17 protein-coding genes and 2 pseudogenes are annotated in these 16,502 nt (G+C 42.2%); 6 read left to right on the plus strand and 13 right to left on the minus strand.

Features of this window, described 5'->3' with window-relative positions; genetic code table 11:
• Positions 1–71: 71 nt before the first annotated feature.
• From ACN6MV_RS22745 to rnhA, 3 genes are read right to left on the minus strand one after another with little or no spacing between them, the layout of a single operon-like run.
• Positions 72–476, minus strand: coding sequence for a hypothetical protein (locus ACN6MV_RS22745; protein WP_419884914.1), 405 nt, complete (start codon positions 474–476; stop codon positions 72–74).
• A 31-nt stretch (positions 477–507) separates the two neighbouring features.
• Complete coding sequence (locus ACN6MV_RS22750) at positions 508–1,176, minus strand: uracil-DNA glycosylase (protein ID WP_419884915.1); 669 nt, start codon at positions 1,174–1,176, stop codon at positions 508–510.
• 43 nt (positions 1,177–1,219) lie between these two features.
• Positions 1,220–1,882, minus strand: a complete 663-nt coding sequence (rnhA, locus tag ACN6MV_RS22755; protein WP_419884916.1) for a ribonuclease H — start codon at positions 1,880–1,882, stop codon at positions 1,220–1,222.
• A gap of 267 nt (positions 1,883–2,149) precedes the next feature.
• Here rnhA and ACN6MV_RS22760 point away from each other — a divergent pair, with 267 nt between their 5' ends.
• The gene (locus tag ACN6MV_RS22760) at positions 2,150–2,731 is read left to right on the plus strand and encodes a hypothetical protein (RefSeq protein ID WP_419884917.1); all 582 of its coding nucleotides are present in this window, start codon (positions 2,150–2,152) and stop codon (positions 2,729–2,731) included.
• A 135-nt stretch (positions 2,732–2,866) separates the two neighbouring features.
• On the opposite strand, the gene ACN6MV_RS22765 is transcribed toward ACN6MV_RS22760, so the two are convergent.
• From ACN6MV_RS22765 to ACN6MV_RS22775, 3 genes are all read right to left on the minus strand, one after another.
• Positions 2,867–3,979, minus strand: coding sequence for a hypothetical protein (locus tag ACN6MV_RS22765; protein WP_419884918.1), 1,113 nt, complete (start codon positions 3,977–3,979; stop codon positions 2,867–2,869).
• Positions 3,980–4,078: 99 nt separating this feature from the next.
• The gene (locus ACN6MV_RS22770) at positions 4,079–4,726 is read right to left on the minus strand and encodes a hypothetical protein (RefSeq protein ID WP_419884919.1); all 648 of its coding nucleotides are present in this window, start codon (positions 4,724–4,726) and stop codon (positions 4,079–4,081) included.
• Positions 4,727–4,742: 16 nt separating this feature from the next.
• The gene (locus ACN6MV_RS22775; protein ID WP_042129965.1) at positions 4,743–5,273 is read right to left on the minus strand and encodes a hypothetical protein; all 531 of its coding nucleotides are present in this window, start codon (positions 5,271–5,273) and stop codon (positions 4,743–4,745) included.
• A 265-nt stretch (positions 5,274–5,538) separates the two neighbouring features.
• Here ACN6MV_RS22775 and ACN6MV_RS22780 point away from each other — a divergent pair, with 265 nt between their 5' ends.
• Positions 5,539–5,751 (plus strand): hypothetical protein, encoded by a 213-nt coding sequence (locus ACN6MV_RS22780; RefSeq protein ID WP_042129966.1) that lies wholly within the window; start codon positions 5,539–5,541, stop codon positions 5,749–5,751.
• A gap of 94 nt (positions 5,752–5,845) precedes the next feature.
• Here ACN6MV_RS22780 and ACN6MV_RS22785 read toward each other — a convergent pair whose 3' ends face one another.
• From ACN6MV_RS22785 to ACN6MV_RS22795, 3 genes and pseudogenes are all read right to left on the minus strand, one after another.
• Positions 5,846–6,859 (minus strand): Gfo/Idh/MocA family protein, encoded by a 1,014-nt coding sequence (locus tag ACN6MV_RS22785; protein WP_419884920.1) that lies wholly within the window; start codon positions 6,857–6,859, stop codon positions 5,846–5,848.
• A 42-nt stretch (positions 6,860–6,901) separates the two neighbouring features.
• A pseudogene (locus ACN6MV_RS22790) lies at positions 6,902–7,015 on the minus strand (Gfo/Idh/MocA family oxidoreductase); the annotation flags it as partial.
• 85 nt (positions 7,016–7,100) lie between these two features.
• Positions 7,101–7,955 carry a sugar phosphate isomerase/epimerase family protein gene (locus ACN6MV_RS22795; protein WP_419884921.1) on the minus strand — a complete coding sequence of 285 codons (855 nt, stop codon included), beginning with the start codon at positions 7,953–7,955 and terminating at the stop codon, positions 7,101–7,103.
• 183 nt (positions 7,956–8,138) lie between these two features.
• On the opposite strand from ACN6MV_RS22795, the gene ACN6MV_RS22800 reads away from it, so the two are divergent.
• On the plus strand, positions 8,139–9,044 hold the full coding sequence (locus tag ACN6MV_RS22800; protein ID WP_419884922.1) for a helix-turn-helix domain-containing protein: 906 nt from the start codon (positions 8,139–8,141) through the stop codon (positions 9,042–9,044).
• A 271-nt stretch (positions 9,045–9,315) separates the two neighbouring features.
• On the opposite strand, the pseudogene ACN6MV_RS22805 reads toward ACN6MV_RS22800, so the two are convergent.
• The 4 genes and pseudogenes from ACN6MV_RS22805 to ACN6MV_RS22820 all read right to left on the minus strand — a co-directional run.
• Positions 9,316–9,486: pseudogene (locus ACN6MV_RS22805) on the minus strand (DUF255 domain-containing protein); the annotation flags it as partial.
• A gap of 182 nt (positions 9,487–9,668) precedes the next feature.
• A complete protein-coding gene (locus tag ACN6MV_RS22810) occupies positions 9,669–10,487 on the minus strand; it encodes a CPBP family intramembrane glutamic endopeptidase (RefSeq protein ID WP_419884923.1) in 819 nt (272 codons plus the stop codon).
• 474 nt (positions 10,488–10,961) lie between these two features.
• The gene (locus ACN6MV_RS22815; protein ID WP_419884924.1) at positions 10,962–11,507 is read right to left on the minus strand and encodes a DinB family protein; all 546 of its coding nucleotides are present in this window, start codon (positions 11,505–11,507) and stop codon (positions 10,962–10,964) included.
• Positions 11,508–11,570: 63 nt separating this feature from the next.
• Positions 11,571–12,518 (minus strand): helix-turn-helix transcriptional regulator, encoded by a 948-nt coding sequence (locus tag ACN6MV_RS22820; protein WP_419884925.1) that lies wholly within the window; start codon positions 12,516–12,518, stop codon positions 11,571–11,573.
• 352 nt (positions 12,519–12,870) lie between these two features.
• On the opposite strand from ACN6MV_RS22820, the gene ACN6MV_RS22825 reads away from it, so the two are divergent.
• From ACN6MV_RS22825 to ACN6MV_RS22835, 3 genes are all read left to right on the plus strand, one after another.
• Positions 12,871–14,061, plus strand: coding sequence for a coenzyme F420-0:L-glutamate ligase (locus tag ACN6MV_RS22825; protein WP_419884926.1), 1,191 nt, complete (start codon positions 12,871–12,873; stop codon positions 14,059–14,061).
• Between the two features lie 89 nt (positions 14,062–14,150).
• Positions 14,151–15,050 (plus strand): LysR substrate-binding domain-containing protein, encoded by a 900-nt coding sequence (locus tag ACN6MV_RS22830; RefSeq protein ID WP_419884927.1) that lies wholly within the window; start codon positions 14,151–14,153, stop codon positions 15,048–15,050.
• A 78-nt stretch (positions 15,051–15,128) separates the two neighbouring features.
• Positions 15,129–16,070 (plus strand): NAD(P)H-binding protein, encoded by a 942-nt coding sequence (locus ACN6MV_RS22835; RefSeq protein WP_419884928.1) that lies wholly within the window; start codon positions 15,129–15,131, stop codon positions 16,068–16,070.
• Positions 16,071–16,502 lie beyond the last annotated feature (432 nt).

A 16,502-nucleotide genomic window follows, 5' to 3' on the forward strand; every position in this document is an offset into this window, starting at 1 on the left:
CATAAATAAAAAGGTACGCCTCCAATTGGAGACGCACCTTTTTATTTTTCTTAATAGAGGAACTAAAATAATTACCCCCGTAAAGAACGAACTACAAAGATGTGATTGCCCTTCATAAGGTTCTGTCCATCCTGTAGTGTAACTGAACCCTTTGTATGCGAAACGATGGTCGTGTTCAGAGCAATCAGCCGATCCTCTTTCCACACGCTCACTGCCGATTTAAAATATACTGCGTTATCAAATTGCTGCCGTTCCCTCATCACATAACCCACAGAATGCAAGACTGGAGGCAGCGCTCTTTCTCTAGGAGCCAAAGCCTTGATGACCACAATATCCTGGAACGGCACGGCAATTTCCTGATGACCGATAACCGCTACAGAAGCAGAAAGATCCCATTTGCGCAGAATGCCCTTCATGATTATGTAAGGTTCTTCACCACAGTACATGATAACCGGTTTACCTACCCAATGCTTCATAGCCCCCTCCTCCTTCCCAACATCCCACTAGCTATAAGTCCGAAATGAACCAATCGATCCCTTTCATTCCCTTCGACTCCAAAAACTGATTGACCTTCGAAAAAGGACGACTACCAAAGAATCCACGATAGGAAGAGAGCGGACTCGGGTGTGGAGACTGAATAACCTCATGTCGACTTTGGTCTATAAAGGCGCCTTTTTTTTGTGAGTGACTTCCCCATAAAATAAAAACTATCGGTGTAGTTCTTTCATTTAACTTCTTCATTATAGCGTCTGTGAATGTCTCCCAGCCTAAACCTTTATGAGAATTCGGCTCTCCCTCTCGTACCGTTAGTACTGAGTTGAGCATAAGCACTCCCTGTTCTGCCCATCTCAGTAAGGACCCATGGTTAGGAATCGGTACTCCGACATCCTCCGTTAGCTCCGTATAAATATTACGCAGTGAAGGCGGTATACGCACGCCCGGATTTACAGAGAAGCTTAAGCCGTGAGCTTGTCCCGCACCATGGTAGGGATCCTGACCCAGAATAACAACCCGTGTCTCACTATATGGCGTAAGCCTTAACGCCGTGAATAGCAATTCTTTTGGCGGATAGACCGTATAATCCTTATATTCACTTTCCAGATTATCCATAAGCTCTAGAAAATAAGATTTTTGCATTTCTTCCTGTAATATCTCATCCCAATCGTTGCCGAACATCCCGTTTCTCCTCCTCAAGCCGAAACCCAGAACCTTACTTCACCTATTTCCGACCGTAATCTGCCTTGATTTCGCCCCACTCTTTGGTCTGCCATTTCAGCACTTTATTGTCATACGTATTGGTTTGCAACCAACGTTCTGCCCGGTCAATAAGCACCCAAATTTCCTCTGTTGAAGCATCGCGCGGCAAGGTTGTCGCAACCTTTTTCTGCTTTACCCATTTCATTGCATTCACAGAGTCACTGTAGACCGTCTTCTTACTTCCCTCTTTCTTCAGCAGCGCCAAGGCATGCACAATCGCTAAAAATTCACCAAGATTATTAGTTCCTTTTTTAATCGGCCCACAAGAGAAAATGATATCTCCGGTTTGTGTATCCACGCCTTTGTATTCAACTGGACCCGGATTGCCGCGAGTTCCTACATCTACTGATATGCTGTCGTAATCAATTTCTGCTGAGGTCTCTACTGATGCGCTACGTTTAAAAGAACTTGTCCCCTTAGACTTAGCCGCGCCAGATGCAGATGACCCTGTTCCCCAATTGCCTTTCCAACCTGCTGTGTAAGCCGCATCTGCCGCCGCTTTAGATTCATAAGATTTATATTTGGCTCCGGTATAGTGATCGGTCTGCGCCTGACATTCTGCCCAAGTGCTGTAGACTCCCGGTTGCTTGCCTTCCCATACTACATAATACTTCTGTTTAGCCATTGGTATAGCTCCTTTTTCACCTTAACTTATTGTAATCCAAAATGCTTCTTCATCGAAAGTAGATTGTTATTTTTCGCAAATTTCTCCGTATAAATTACACTTTTCAGTTCATACTATACGCCAGAGATGTCCAGGCCTATATTACCATTTGTAGAATGATCGGTAAATATTATTGTGTCCACAAGCAAAGCACCACATTAATATTAACTAATCAGTCTATAGTAAGCTCGAAGGATATCAGTACAATTACTCAGGGAGGTTATACAGATGAGAAAGATAGCAAGCGTAGCCGCAGTATTTGCAATTGTGCTATTGGTCGGATGCGGAAACTCAACCAATAACAATGCCAACGTCACCCCTACCGCCACCACTACACCTGGCAACGCCAATAACGAAGGTACCACTAATACCCCAAATAACACCACAGATGCTGTAACCTCAGCTTCAGTAGTGGATAATGAAGAGGCCTTTAAAAAAGCTATCAGTGCAGACGGTACTTGGATAGCTGCTACACTGAAAGACTTGACCTTCACCGAGGATCTCGTACTGGACGGACAATTTACGAATAAAGATGAACCCGCCCGTAAAATTGCTCTCTACACACAAGATGCAGATCACAATATCACTAACTCCTATAAACTGACTGCACCAAAACTTACGATCAAGAGTAAAAACGCTCGTATTCAAGGCGGCACATTTATTGGTGATGTATACGTAGAAGCGGATGGCTTCAGCTTAGTAAATGCAACGGTTGAAGGGAATGTTTACTTCGCAGATGCTAAGTATCAATCCACCTTCGATACCTCGGATCAAGGAAAAGTAACTGGTGTTACTGAAGTGAAAAAATAAACAAAAAGGTGCTCTCAAGTCTATATGACCTGAGAACACCTTTTTTTTCATGCCTTCATTATTCCTGATAAAATCCCATTCCTCACACTGGAAATTCATTGGATTACTTAAAAGAATCAATACTTCTTTTTTCATTTACTCATCCCCCTCAAGTTTCAGCACCGTATTTGCTACTTCCCGCCCGTTAACCAACAACACTATCTGATGTTCCCCGGGATAATGACGGCGAGTGGTTAAATCCGCCCAGCGATGCGTCCGTTTGCCAGACAGAATTGTACCCCCAGGTACTGTTTTATCTGATAGTAAGAAAGATTTACGAGAGGTTCGACCTGTAGCCTTCACGAAATAGATGCCATATTCTATTCGAACACGGGCAGGAGTTCCTTCACAAACTTGAAGCTCGTATTGTAATTCGGAGCTTTCTCCAATCCGCAGGATGGAAGGATCAATCGTGATAGAAGCACTCGTTATGAGTGGTGTTGCTTCGTCTGCTTGCTCCGCATATCCAAATAAAGCCATGATCTCCGGATTAGCTTTACGGATTAAAGAACGACAACCATGCCGCACAATCCAGTCTGTGAGGGGATCTGTACCTATCCAGCGGCGTGCGGTCTCAAGTACCACTTCTGGGTGATCCTTCGCAATATCGTTCAAATTGTTGGCCACGCTCTTGCGCACATATAGGGAGGAGTCTGTCTTCAGTTGCTCAAGTACAGGCAGCACAGGGGCTGGATCAAGCTTAAACATCGGGAGCGCCTGTCCCCAGGGTAGTCGAGGGCGACAACCCTCACTTGCTAACCGGCGTACATGCTCATCAGGATGCTTCGACCATACTAGCATTTGCGCCATCATCCGCTCCGGTTCACGAATGAGAAACGGTCTAACCGCAAATTCTGCCGACGATTTCGATGTGAACCTTTCCAGCGCCTGCATGGACAACTCCCAATGTTCAGCTCCTTGCCCGAATACCTCTACAAAATCCGGAAAGATCAAGTATGGAAATCCTACACAATCCTCAGTAATGGCGAACAAAATCGCCAGTGCTTCCTCATAGGGAAGCTGTAAATGACTTCCCAGTGTCTCCGTAATCCGTCGCATCCTTGCCTTCAGTTCGAGCGCATCCCAGGGTTCCGACATAGCCGAAATTACAAATGCATCCGTGTCGAAAACACTATATACACTGCGAATCTTTTCGCCGAAATTATGCAGAAATTGTTCATTGTACATCACTTTTAAAGGTTCAGCCATTGAATATCCCTCATTTTCTTCTATAGATCTTCAGAGTTAATCTGTTATGAAATCGTAGCACACCCAATTTGACAACAGTATGTCAACTTCAGCCGCTCCTTAATCTTGAACATCAACCTGCTTTGTCTCGAGATTAAGAATGCGACTTCTCGTATCATTGCTCGAAATATAAATAGGTTCTCCAGTAGAATTGATCCAATAAGAGATGGGAATCGAAATTCCGCAATTTCGGTAAGATCCGTCAGCATGGCTTGTCCCAATGATCATCGTGTTATATTTAATGGCAATCCTAGTGGCTTCCTCGATCCATAATGTAAACTGTTCTTCGCTGAACATGCCCACCCCAATCGGATGCGCGATGAAATCTAACGACTCTACTTGTCCTTCCAAACCTATGTATCCCTGCAGCAGCTCAACACACAGCAAATAACCAATACGGAGACTATCCGCTTCCGCAACTGAAGGGCGATACAGCTGTTCATCCATCGGTGATTTCGCTCGTTCCAAAATGATATCCCCCGAAGGATGAATCATCAGCGCTCTATCCTTGTTATTGCTGTTCCTATATCCTGTAATGATCAGCTTCTTATATGTTTTGGCGAGTTCACATAAAGTCTTCACACTGACCTCATCTGCTACATAACCTTCCGGATACAACACCGCGTCAAAAGAATCCTGCCTGCTCATTTCTTTGAGCAAATGCTCCAAATGGGGTTCGTGATTGGGTTGCGCTACGAGTAATCTCATATTATCCCTCCAACGGTTAATTAATCAGTACCTTCACCTGTTCCATACTTTGCTCTGCACGACTGTTCAAAGCTCTTTTATCTTTAAGGCCAAGCTCCTTAAGATCATGTCCAGGGTCAATGACCAGCGGCTGAGAAATTACATTTTCGAGGATTTGCACGGCAGCCTTACAGGCCTCAAATAACAGTTCTTTTGAGATCACTTGTTTATGAGAGCCAATGATTTCAACCAGTTTCTCTGCGTAGATTAATCTAACCAAACTGTCCGCACTCATCATATTCCGCAAGGCAAAGGAAGATACCTTCTCCACAATCCAGCTGTCTTGATAGTTTCTCGATAAAGCGTCTAGTGCAGTAATCGCATCCCAATCCCGGATCGACAACTGCTCGGCGTACTCCAAGGCTAATTCATTCAGCCATTCTAATTCTTGTTCTCTAGGAATTTCAAAACTCTTATACTCTTTAAGCAAACCTGCCTTATGCATATTTAAAAAATGACCCAGAAATCGTGTGTATAACTCCTTGGCTCTTTGAATCTGTTCTGTCATTTGGCGATCATCCTTTCATTACACAAATCATATCCGTCCGCAGGATTCTTTTCAAACCAGAATGTAAAAAAAGGGCAGACAGCGAAACAACTTCGCTACCTGCCCACGGGTGATCTTCGGATAATATATATAATTACAACCAAATTTCGCATATTTTTGACCAAAACCAAGTAATTCCTCCTCAAAATCATCAGCAAAACGTGGTAAAATAGTTCCTTAGGATTATACATTCATACATGTTGAAGATATCACCGGAGGGAATACCATGCCACATACACTTAATAAAAATATTGATTTTTTTATAGCCGCTTTATCCCAAACTTATATTTCTGCTCTGCAGCTTGACCCTGATGGAATGTATTCAGAGGTAGCCTCAGGAATTGTGGAACAGTTCTCCGATGAACAGGTACGTTTAAGAAGATATGACGGCTCCGTATCGCACTATGCTAGGGACAATACAAAATTCCAGCGCAAATAAGGATAGACGAAAATACAGGCCAAAAAGACGTGCCTGGAGGAATCATCTACAATGATCTATCCTCTAGGCACGCCTATCCATGTTCTATATCCTGTTAGTTAAGTGCAATCCATTCCCCTTCGGCATTCGCTGACTGTACTTCCGCCTCTATGATCTCCACAGATTCTGCTGCACTCTCCGGCGTACATATAACGATAGGCTTCTCTTGAATAATCGCATCCAGGAAGTAAACCAACTCTCTGTAGTAACCCGCATCCGGGGAAAGCTCTACCGTAAAGCCTGCTCCATCATTGGGATTCACCTTGACTCCACTACCATCAAATACAACATTTCCTCGTTCGAAGTTAACCCTGTACCCCATGTAGAAACCAAAGTCGCCCTCCAGCGTCCAGTCCACCTGAGCATTGATCACCTTTGCATCCTTATAAAAATAGTGTGTAGAAACAATATCGTATCCACTTTCTGGGAGAACATTCCTTCCTAAAGTCGATACTTTATCCGGTCTGCCGAATAGATAATTAATCATATCCGTATCGTGAATATGCATATCCAGGATAGCTCCGCCGCTTAGCTTCTCATCCAGAAACCAATCTTTAGGAGCTCCTGAACCACGGTAGAAATACCCTTCCGTTACTTTACCAAATTGCTCAGTTTCCACAACTTCTTTCAAATATTCATACCCTGGCCAAAAACGAAGGCACTGTCCGATCATCAGCTTCTTTCCACTGCGCTCCGCGGTTTCTACCATTTTCTGCGCTTCTACTGAAGTTCTAGCCATCGGCTTCTCACAGAAGACATGATATCCACGTTCTAGCAGCGAACAAGCCATTTCAGCATGCAGGTAAGTAGGAACTGCAATATCGATCATATCCAGTTCCTCACCCGCAATCATTTTCTCCAGATCATCATAGAGATTGTAAGCTGTTAAATCATACACTTCTTGAGCGGTACTCATATTACCGTCCGCTTTACCGTCTTTTAGTTCCTCAATTCGCAAATCACAAATGGCTTTAAGGGCGATGGGATGCCCCTCTTCCATTAAGCGAACATAATTATCAAAATGCATCCGTCCCATAAATCCAAAGCCAATCAAACCTATTCTTAACATAGTGAATCCTCCCCCGCTAAATGAAAAATAATCAATCAAGTGCTATCCAAGCACCATCCAGTGTCCAATCTGCCTGTGCATTGACCGCGCCGCCTCTACCATTTTCCAAGCCTCGGCAGAGTGTCTGGCCATCGGTTTCTCACAAAATACATGGTACCCTCGCTCTAATTATCAAAGTTCATTCGGACCATGAAACCAATCCTACCAGTCCGACTCTGAATATTACTTTTCCTTCCCTACTCTAAGCTTTGAATGCGGTGCGTCCAAGGATGGCATCCATAGCTGCGGAAGTATTAAAAATAATTTGCTCTGTATAATGTGTGTACGACGGTATCATTTCACCTGTAACATAATTGTTGTATCCAATTTCATCAAGCGCTTTCATGACTGCCGGATAATCCACATCCCCAGCGAGCAAATCAACAAATCCGTGAAGCCCGCCAGCCGTACGGCGGTAATCTTTGAAGTGCACCTTTTTAATTCTGTGACCTAGAATCCGTATCCACTGCTCTGGATAACCGGAATGGACGATATTCCCAACATCAAGATAAGAACCTACATAACTGGAACCCACCGTATCAATAAAAGTACGTAATTCAAGCGGAGACAGCAAGAATTTATTCCATACATTCTCAAGTCCAATGGAAACGCCTGCTTGCTCAGCATCCTTGGCTAAATGACTAATCGCTTCCAGTGCTCTATCATAAGCTTTTTCATAATCAACAACCTCACAGCCCTCGATAAAATCCACACCAACAGCGCCAGGGATGACAAGAATCGTATCTACACCAAGCACAGCCGCGAGCTCCAGTTGCTTTTTACATACGTCGATTGCCTTAGTTCGATTAGCTTCAGATTCACTTGTCATCGCATAAGACCAATACAGCCCAGTTGCCAGTCCCGCAATCTCTAGACCCGTTTCATTAATAGAATCACGAAGGATACGTGCTTCCTTCTCAGTGGTTTGCAAGCCAAGTTCACCTGTCTCATTTAATGACAGTTCGATACCCTCAAATCCAGCCGCTTTGGCCAGACGTACGCATTCTTTAATTTCTGTTCCCTCTCGAAACGACCAGATGTTGATTCCCTTTTTCATTTGGACCCTCCTCATATTTGTTCTTTTCCGTTTTTGACGTTATAGACTTTTATAGACTTAGATACACTTTGTATCCTTTATTTAATTATATTATAATAGATTATAAGTTCGATTTATTTAGGCGAAGAAGAGACTTTTTGCATTATTCCGGTCTAATCTATTAAACATTCAGGAGGCAGTGCCATGTCTGACAAAGATCCGTCTTATCCATTGAGAAAGCAGGTACCCTCTCGTGATTGGTCACCCGGAATTCACTATGCACAATTGCAGACACTTCCCACTTGTACCTTTCCAAGAAGAAGACTATATGACTTCGAGCTACTATATGTTCGCCAGGGCAAATTAGTAACAAAGATGGATACGGAGGAATATATACTGCACGCTGGGCAGCTAATATTCCTCTCATCCGGGGTATATCATCAGAATGCTATTCTGTCAGATTCAGATACCAAGCTTATTGGAATCCATTTTGATTTCTTTGGGGAATCCATTATTACACATGAAGAAGATATGGTAGTGAAAGAGGATGAAGTAATGGACGATAAATTCGCCTTTGAAGCCGTAACCGCTCCTTTCATGCCATTGTCACAAGAACCGATCTACTCCCCACCTCCCGAATGTGTTCATGCCATGGAACAACTCGTTCATGAATTCACCATGCGGCCTGCCGGTTATGAGTGGGTCTGTCGAGGGCTGCTGCTTGGAATTCTGACTTCGCTGCTCCGATCGCAAAACTCCCGAGATGCAGCTAAATCTTCTGTTCACACCGAACGGATCAGAGCATTAATAGAGGAGATAGAAGAGCGGTTAGCAGAACGCTGGACCAACAAATCTATGGCTGCGGCCATGAATATGCATGAAGACCATTTTGCCAAGCTCTTTCGTGAGGTCGCCGGTATGCCCCCCGGAGAATACCTCCGTTCGATCCGGCATAGGGAAGCTCGTAAACTGTTGCGAGAAACAGATTGGCCGATTGAAAGGGTAGGCGAGCAGGTCGGTTATCCCGATATTCATTATTTCAGTAGAGTATTTTCGGCGAATGAGGGGATATCTCCACGTGCGTATCGTAAGTTGTCTCGGATTCTCTAAATCTATAGATGCGATAATCTCAGGGACTGATCGTTCTATGCGGACGCTACGCGAACGGACCGTCTCTTTCAGCATGATCTGGCTCAATCTCTTCAAGCGCAAAAAAACTTCTCAGGTAAAAATGGAAGTACACACAACCATTTAAACGAAGAAGTTTCTTTACCTGGATCTATAGTTTTTTAGTCGCACTTCCTACTAACCGGCGGAGTGAACAGACTGATTGTAGAGACCCATATCAAGAAAGTCCTGTGATAGACTCGTGCCATCACTGACAAGTCGAATAGCCAATGGATAAGAAGATCGGCTTGTTCTCAGCCTGCGCCTTGGCAAAAGCCTCGTCTCCCCATGGATACCAGTCCGCGGGGTTGTGGGCGTGCTGCAGCAGATATGGGGACTTTTTATAAATTAGTCGATTAGGCTGTTGGCCTTCTTCAATCTCCATTTCTGTAACCTCCTTATGCGATATGTGCCATTGTTAGTATTACCCAATGATATGCCAAAAAACACTAGCGAGAGGTTTGTGCTGTTTGAGAGTAATTATTATTCATTTAATAGAGCAGCCCTAAGAATAATGTTCGGACGACTTACTTAAGCGAGGAAATTCTATTTATTAATGAACAAGATTTAACGATTATAAAAATATAAAAGATATCCCATAAGGTAAATGATAAAATCGGAATAGCTGTGGCATACAATAGAGGCTAGAATACTTTTTGTTTTCAAGTAAGTGACCGTATAATAAATTCCTAGAATAAAGGCAGTTATCAACTGAATCACATCGTATTTCAAATAAAAGGGGGACCAATTTATAAAGATGTGTCCTAGCATAAAATAAAAAGAAGACAAAAAGACCATCATGTTTATACCATTTGGACTCAGAGAGTTAAAACGTTTGAACCAAAACAACAGAAAAAATTGAATAACGAAAATCCGAAAGAATGGTTCTTCACTTAATCCAGGTAATGTACCAAATATCATAATATCTTTTACAGCATATATTACATTTCTACCTTCATATTGTTCAATTAAAGGTTGAAGACCAAGAGTTGAATAAATTAGTGCACAGCATATAACGACAACGAAAGGAAATATCAATATAAAATACTTGATGTACTTCATGCTAAGCTGCAGATTTAATGTACTAAAACCGACTTCCTTTAATCCCTTCCGTAAGAAATAATGAATGAGCAAGCAGGTAATCAAAAATTGAACAAGATACCAAGAAATTGCACTTATAAAATCTGCATTGTTAGCTAATCTCTCTGAATGGCTCATCATCCATGTCATTGGCCCGTTTATATCATAAGTAAGAAAATTAAATACATACTGCAGAGAATAAATAATAACGATTAAAATACAATTAAGAATCAAAAATTTGAGTGCTTTAGATAAGGTCATATAGTTACCTCCAAAAACTCTCTTCTGAGCGCCTTTATTACTCATTGCTTCTCCTCAACAAATCTTCTAAATTATACCATAAATTGTATCCAGAAGTGCTTTAAGCTATTGGGGCCGCTACAAAATATAGGACATATAGATTAGTAGCTTTGTTATTGGAGATGAAAGCGGACAATTAAGTAAGAGGGGCAATAAATTAACCTAAGATAATGGAAGGTTCAGGAATTAAAATAAAATATTAGGAACTAAGGTTGTTGATTCTACTCTAGTGGAATTCACCGACATGACATCACTGTCACGTACAGCAGCTACGCCCCATCCTATCGCAAAAGGAACCATAATATAAGAAGCTTGAAGAAAGATACAGGCCATATAAATATAAAGAATCATTTTGGAACGCCAAAACTTAAATCTCGTTAATACATAAGCTATGGGGACCACAAAAATAACTAGAATCGCAGTGGAAAGCACCACTAGAAAGACCTTTGCTAAAGATCAGCAAAGGCCTTTTTTTGGGTATTACATCACTTTCCCAAACAATTCTTTGTTTAATCGTTCCAGCTGCAGAAGATGATGACGATAGTGCATCTCTATAAGTAGGAACCATTCCTCCGCGCATAGTCCACCGAATCGCGGGTGAGATACGGTATTAAGCTTGAACGATTTTTCAAGAGACGGCTCGATCTCTCTCATTCTTTGGATGACTGAGTGCAACCCTTGAATTAATTGTTCTTTGCTCTCCGGCTGCTCCGGCGTATATTGGGCAGAAGGCGGGACCTGAATACGAATGGGCGGAAAGCTGCCTTGTGCAAATATAGCCGCACCATCCTCGGTTTTCCCTACATGAGATACTAAGGGATCTTGGCTTAGCACCAGACATTGATCAATATTGCGAAGCTGCATATACAGTGCCGAGTTTATGAGATGTTGAACCATCTGTCCGATGGACCACTCGTTTTCACTTGGCTTTTGCTTCAGCTGCTCCAGATTGAATCGCTCTAATTCCTGAATATAGTATGTCGCAGTTTCTTCAAAACGTTGTAAGGCTTCTTTTGTTGTAGTCATTATATATCAGCTCCTGTGTCATTGATTATCCAAGTATATAAAAACGCTACTGACAGCGTTATGTCAGTAGCGTTTTAACATTATTTCTATTTCGTTTCTAACTTGATGGCGAAAAGATTCCGGCTCTAGCACAACCACGCCTCCTCCCCAGCCCAGCACCCATTGCAGCAATTCCGCCGGCTCTCGAACTCGAAAAGTAACCAGTAAGCCTTCCGCATGCTCCTCTATAGTTTCCATATAGAAATTGTTCGATTCCCTTACCTTATCAGCTATATCAGAATGGACTAAGATACGCACATGAACGTTGCGATCATCAGGAGGTTGGTATACCTCCAATTGAAAATCCGCTGGCAGTATAAATTTATCTTCCAGATCAATAAGCTCCCTCATTCGGGATAACCGGAAATGACGGATGTCTTGACGCAATTCACACCAAGCGACGAGTACCCATGATCCTTGATGAAGCACAAGTCCGTAAGGAGCAACCGTACGAATACTTTGACGGTTCCCATCAGCTTCGGCGATTCTTTTAGAATAACGAAATCTTATTTTCCTTTCCTCCAATATCGCTCGACGAATGGCTTCCAAACATGCCTTTTCTTGTATTGGTGCTATTTCTGCTGCGGATGCAAATAAACGAAAACTTTTGCGGATCTGTGATGCTTCACTGCGGATGGCTTCTGGCAGGATAGCTTCTATCTTTGCTTTAGAGCTTCTAGCCTTATTGCCATAGTGGGCATCAAACCACTGCTCGATAAAGTCAGTCCCGATAAGTAATGTCACTGCTTCGTCCAGCGTGAAACTAACGGGTGGCAGGAAATACCCCTCGATTAAGGAGTAACCCTGCCCTGGCGCTCCTATTATGGATACGCCCGCTTCACTCAGTGCCTGAATATCCCGATAAATAGTTCTCACACTCGTTTCAAACGTAGCAGCCAAATCCTCCGCTCGCAACACTTTATTACGCTGCAGTTCAAGCACTATAGCTAACAAACGGTCCATTTTGTTCATACGACTCTCCCTTCCCAAAAATTGTTTTTCTATCTCAAACGGCAATGTTTAATATCATCCAAAATCTCATCCACAGCTCGTCGATACCCACCCGATTCCCGATTTGCCGTTAGATTGTAAGCAGGATCACAAAACACTTCGTAAGTAGATTAGAGCTCCACATCGCATTTTCTACCACCTGAGATAAAAGCTTGTACAAATTTTTGTTTAGTCTTTTTTATCTATAAACTGTTTTTATATTAGATATTATAAACATTAATTTTACTTATATCGCTCTAAAAGGGTATAGTAATATAGGCTTTACAACCATTTTAATTATATAGAGTATACCCTTACAAGAGGAGAGATCATATTGGAAAGAGTAGTTGGAACAGTGGTACGTGGACTCCGCGGGCCCATCATTAACAATGGGGATAACATTGAAGAAATCGTAGTTCAAACCGTATTGAATGCTGCAAAAGTCGAAGGTTTCTCGATCGAGGATCGTGACATTGTAACCGTAACCGAATCCATTGTGGCTCGGGCACAAGGTAACTATGCGACGATTGACCATATTGCTGCTGATATTAAAGGGAAATTCGGCGAGGAAACCGTGGGTGTTATTTTCCCAATCCTTAGCCGTAACCGATTCTCTAACTGCTTACGCGGTATTGCCAAAGGGGCAAAAAAAGTAGTCTTAATGCTAAGCTATCCAGCTGATGAAGTGGGCAACCATCTTGTAGACATCGACGAATTAGATGCTAAGGGTGTTAATCCATGGACGGATGTGTTAACAGAGGCTCAATTCCGTGAGTTTTTCGGCTATATTAAGCACCCATTCACAGGTGTTGACTATATCGAATATTATAAAGGTTTGATTGAAGCTGAAGGTGTGGCTTGCGAAGTCATCTTCTCTAATAATCCAAAAACCATTCTAAACTACACAAAACATGTATTAACTTGTGATATTCACACACGGTTCAGAACAAATCGTATTCTCATGAGCAATGGTGCTGAAAAAGTGTTTGGTCTGGATGATATTCTTACACAATCCATTGATGGCAGCGGCTTTAACGAAGCTTATGGTCTGCTGGGATCCAATAAAGCAACAGAAGAAAGCGTGAAGCTATTTCCAAATAACTGCCAACCTATCGTGGATGGTATCCAAGCAAAAATCAAAGAAATGACAGGTAAAACTGTAGAAGTTATGGTTTATGGCGATGGTGCATTCAAAGATCCAGTCGGCAAAATATGGGAACTGGCAGATCCAGTTGTTTCCCCTGCTTACACTACAGGGCTTGATGGAACACCAAATGAAGTGAAATTGAAATATTTGGCCGATAACAACTTCTCTCATCTTCGTGGTGAAGAGCTGAAACAAGCCATTTCTAAATACATCCAGAATAAAAATGATGACCTGGTTGGTGCAATGGAAGCACAAGGGACGACTCCTCGTAGATTAACAGACCTTATTGGATCACTGTCTGATTTGACTTCTGGCAGTGGAGATAAAGGAACACCAATGATTTATATTCAAGGTTATTTCGATAACTATACAAAATAAAACTAGCACAACAAGGGGGTCTCTAAACGAGGCTCTCTTTTTTACTTTCTCGGTTATAATAAAGCAAACAGCGGTAAGCGGAGGATCCTATGAACATAAGAAGGGTTAAATATTTTATTGATCTCGTTGAATGCAGAAATTTTACCGAAACAGCTAAAAAGAACTATGTATCGCAGACTACCATTAGTCAACAAATCGCCGCGCTTGAAGAGGAATTCAACATTCAATTGATTGACAGAAAGCAGATCCCTATCGAGCCAACCAAAGCCGGATGGCTTTTCTATGGCGAAGCTCTCATCCTCTGGAAGCAATATAACCATATGAAGATGAGCATGGAAAACTTTCAAAAGTATAATACGCAATCCCTGAGTATCGAATATGCTGCGATGACGGATATCCAAAGCTTGTTGAAATTGATTCCCTCGTTTCAGGATCATCATCCGAATATTAAGCTGGAACTGAATAAAGTATTGCTAAAAGATATTGCAGAATACTTGCTAAAAGGGATTTACGACGTAGCTATTGCCTTTGACTCCGAGTTTCAGGGAAAAGAGGATATTGTAACCTATCCCTTATATAAGGGACGTTATTGTGCGGCTGTGAGTCATCCCCATCCTCTTTTTCATCATGAATCGATCGCCAAAGATGAGTTATATGAACATCCACTAGTCATGCTGAATCCAACAGCTATTGGAAACTCTTATCATCTAATGATCCAGCATGCCATTGAAGACGGCTATCAGCCGAACATCCTTCGAACCGCAGACGATGTGGAGTCAGAATTATTTTATATCATCACGGAGAATTTGATTGGCTTTTTTCCGGATAACTATCAGCTCGCCTATCTTCAGGATAAAGTCCGGTTAATCCCATTAGTTGATTCACACCATACCTTTGCAATCGAAGCAGGATATCTTAAAAACAATACAAACCCTGCCCTGCCCTCCTTCCTTCAGCAGATCCAAATTGGTTTTAGCAATCGACCATAAGTTTTATGTGTTAGACTATGTTCATTTTTTCACATACTATAAGGACATAATTCATATCGACAAGGAGTGACGATGATCATGGGTAAATTATTGTTGACGGGTGTCGATGGAAATCTAGGGAAACAAGCTGCAGAATATTTGTTGAAACTGGTAGATAAAGACCAAATCATTTTTTGCGCCTACGATCCAGCCTGCTTGAAAGAATATACGGAACAAGGGATTGAAACACATGTGACCAACTTTAATAACAAGGAAGGCCTTGCCGAAGCTTTTGCTCATGCTGATAAACTTGCTCTGATCTCCATGCCTTTTGTTGGGGAGAAACGCCAAAATGCACACAGAAATGTGGTTGATGCAGCCAAAGAAGCCGGTGTCAAACAGATCATTTATACTTCTCTAGTAAACGCGGCTGATGAAAACAATCCAAGCGTTGAGAAAATTGATCATATTTATACCGAACGTTATGTTCGAAGCGTAGGGCTCGATTATATCTTCCTTCGGAATTCCCAATACGCGGAAGCGATGATTACCAATTACTTCACGTATGTGAAGGGTGACGGGGTATTAACGAACAATCAAGGTGACGGTAAAATGGCTTATATCTCGCGGAAGGATTGCGCAAAAGCCGTTGCGTATGCCCTAGCCTCCAATAATTATCAGGAAGCGATTCTAAATATCAACGGGCTTGAATTGATGACAATTACCGACTTCATTAAGATTGGTAATGAAGTAACGGGTAATCATATCACCTACAAAGAAAACACGGATGAAGAGAATTATGCCGTATTCGAAGCAATGGGCGTGCCTAGAACCACCGATGGGGCATTTAAAGATGGATCGGAAGCACCGTATTCTTCTGAAGGTATGGTTACTTTTGGACAGGCAATCCGTGAAGGAAAAATGGATATTTTTACAGACGACTTTAAAAATTTGACGGGGCAAGAGCCACTGACCGTGAAATACATGTTTGAACATGCCGATGAATTTCAGGTTGGCGAAAGACATGCTAAAGACAATTAATAAGTGGCACCTCGTACCTCTTAGACTAAATCACCCCCGTTTAATACACGGGGGTGATTCCTTTTATGCTGAGGATGGCACAAAAACAACCCGTTTTACAAGGTCAGAAGGAGCATTCCAAGCTTTCTCTACTTACTGAACACTCACAATTTTCTGCCATTGCAACCACAATCGTGGGCAACTCAGCAAGTGCCGCGAGTTAATATTTCCAAATTAATTCTCTGTCTCTCTGCTCCGTAAAGTTCAATCATATGCTCGTCCTGGAGATAATTAGGGAATTCCTCCCTTATTATCAGAGGATTCTGGTCATCAGACTAATAATTAGGGAATTCCTCCCTGAAATTCGACTGATTTGACGGTAAATCTTGATTCCGCTCTGTTTTTTAGGGAGAAATTCCCTAATTTCATTCATTTAGAGTAATTATCGGCTTT

This window comes from Paenibacillus sp. B-A-8 (genome assembly GCF_048572915.1).
GTDB lineage: Bacteria > Bacillota > Bacilli > Paenibacillales > Paenibacillaceae > Paenibacillus_AQ.

What these genes read in the sequence shown, in the direction of transcription:
- ACN6MV_RS22760 (WP_419884917.1), top strand. Translation starts at nt 2,150, where the DNA reads ATGAGAAAGATAGCAAGCGTAGCCGCAGTATTTGCAATTGTGCTATTG.
- ACN6MV_RS22820 (WP_419884925.1), bottom strand. Translation starts at nt 12,518, where the DNA reads ATGAACAAAATGGACCGTTTGTTAGCTATAGTGCTTGAACTGCAGCGT.
- ACN6MV_RS22800 (WP_419884922.1), top strand. Translation starts at nt 8,139, where the DNA reads ATGTCTGACAAAGATCCGTCTTATCCATTGAGAAAGCAGGTACCCTCT.
- ACN6MV_RS22815 (WP_419884924.1), bottom strand. Translation starts at nt 11,507, where the DNA reads ATGACTACAACAAAAGAAGCCTTACAACGTTTTGAAGAAACTGCGACA.
- ACN6MV_RS22770 (WP_419884919.1), bottom strand. Translation starts at nt 4,726, where the DNA reads ATGAGATTACTCGTAGCGCAACCCAATCACGAACCCCATTTGGAGCAT.
- ACN6MV_RS22810 (WP_419884923.1), bottom strand. Translation starts at nt 10,487, where the DNA reads ATGAGTAATAAAGGCGCTCAGAAGAGAGTTTTTGGAGGTAACTATATG.
- ACN6MV_RS22750 (WP_419884915.1), bottom strand. Translation starts at nt 1,176, where the DNA reads ATGTTCGGCAACGATTGGGATGAGATATTACAGGAAGAAATGCAAAAA.
- ACN6MV_RS22780 (WP_042129966.1), top strand. Translation starts at nt 5,539, where the DNA reads ATGCCACATACACTTAATAAAAATATTGATTTTTTTATAGCCGCTTTA.
- ACN6MV_RS22775 (WP_042129965.1), bottom strand. Translation starts at nt 5,273, where the DNA reads ATGACAGAACAGATTCAAAGAGCCAAGGAGTTATACACACGATTTCTG.
- ACN6MV_RS22835 (WP_419884928.1), top strand. Translation starts at nt 15,129, where the DNA reads ATGGGTAAATTATTGTTGACGGGTGTCGATGGAAATCTAGGGAAACAA.
- rnhA (WP_419884916.1), bottom strand. Translation starts at nt 1,882, where the DNA reads ATGGCTAAACAGAAGTATTATGTAGTATGGGAAGGCAAGCAACCGGGA.
- ACN6MV_RS22785 (WP_419884920.1), bottom strand. Translation starts at nt 6,859, where the DNA reads ATGTTAAGAATAGGTTTGATTGGCTTTGGATTTATGGGACGGATGCAT.
- ACN6MV_RS22830 (WP_419884927.1), top strand. Translation starts at nt 14,151, where the DNA reads ATGAACATAAGAAGGGTTAAATATTTTATTGATCTCGTTGAATGCAGA.
- ACN6MV_RS22795 (WP_419884921.1), bottom strand. Translation starts at nt 7,955, where the DNA reads ATGAAAAAGGGAATCAACATCTGGTCGTTTCGAGAGGGAACAGAAATT.
- ACN6MV_RS22745 (WP_419884914.1), bottom strand. Translation starts at nt 476, where the DNA reads ATGAAGCATTGGGTAGGTAAACCGGTTATCATGTACTGTGGTGAAGAA.
- ACN6MV_RS22765 (WP_419884918.1), bottom strand. Translation starts at nt 3,979, where the DNA reads ATGGCTGAACCTTTAAAAGTGATGTACAATGAACAATTTCTGCATAAT.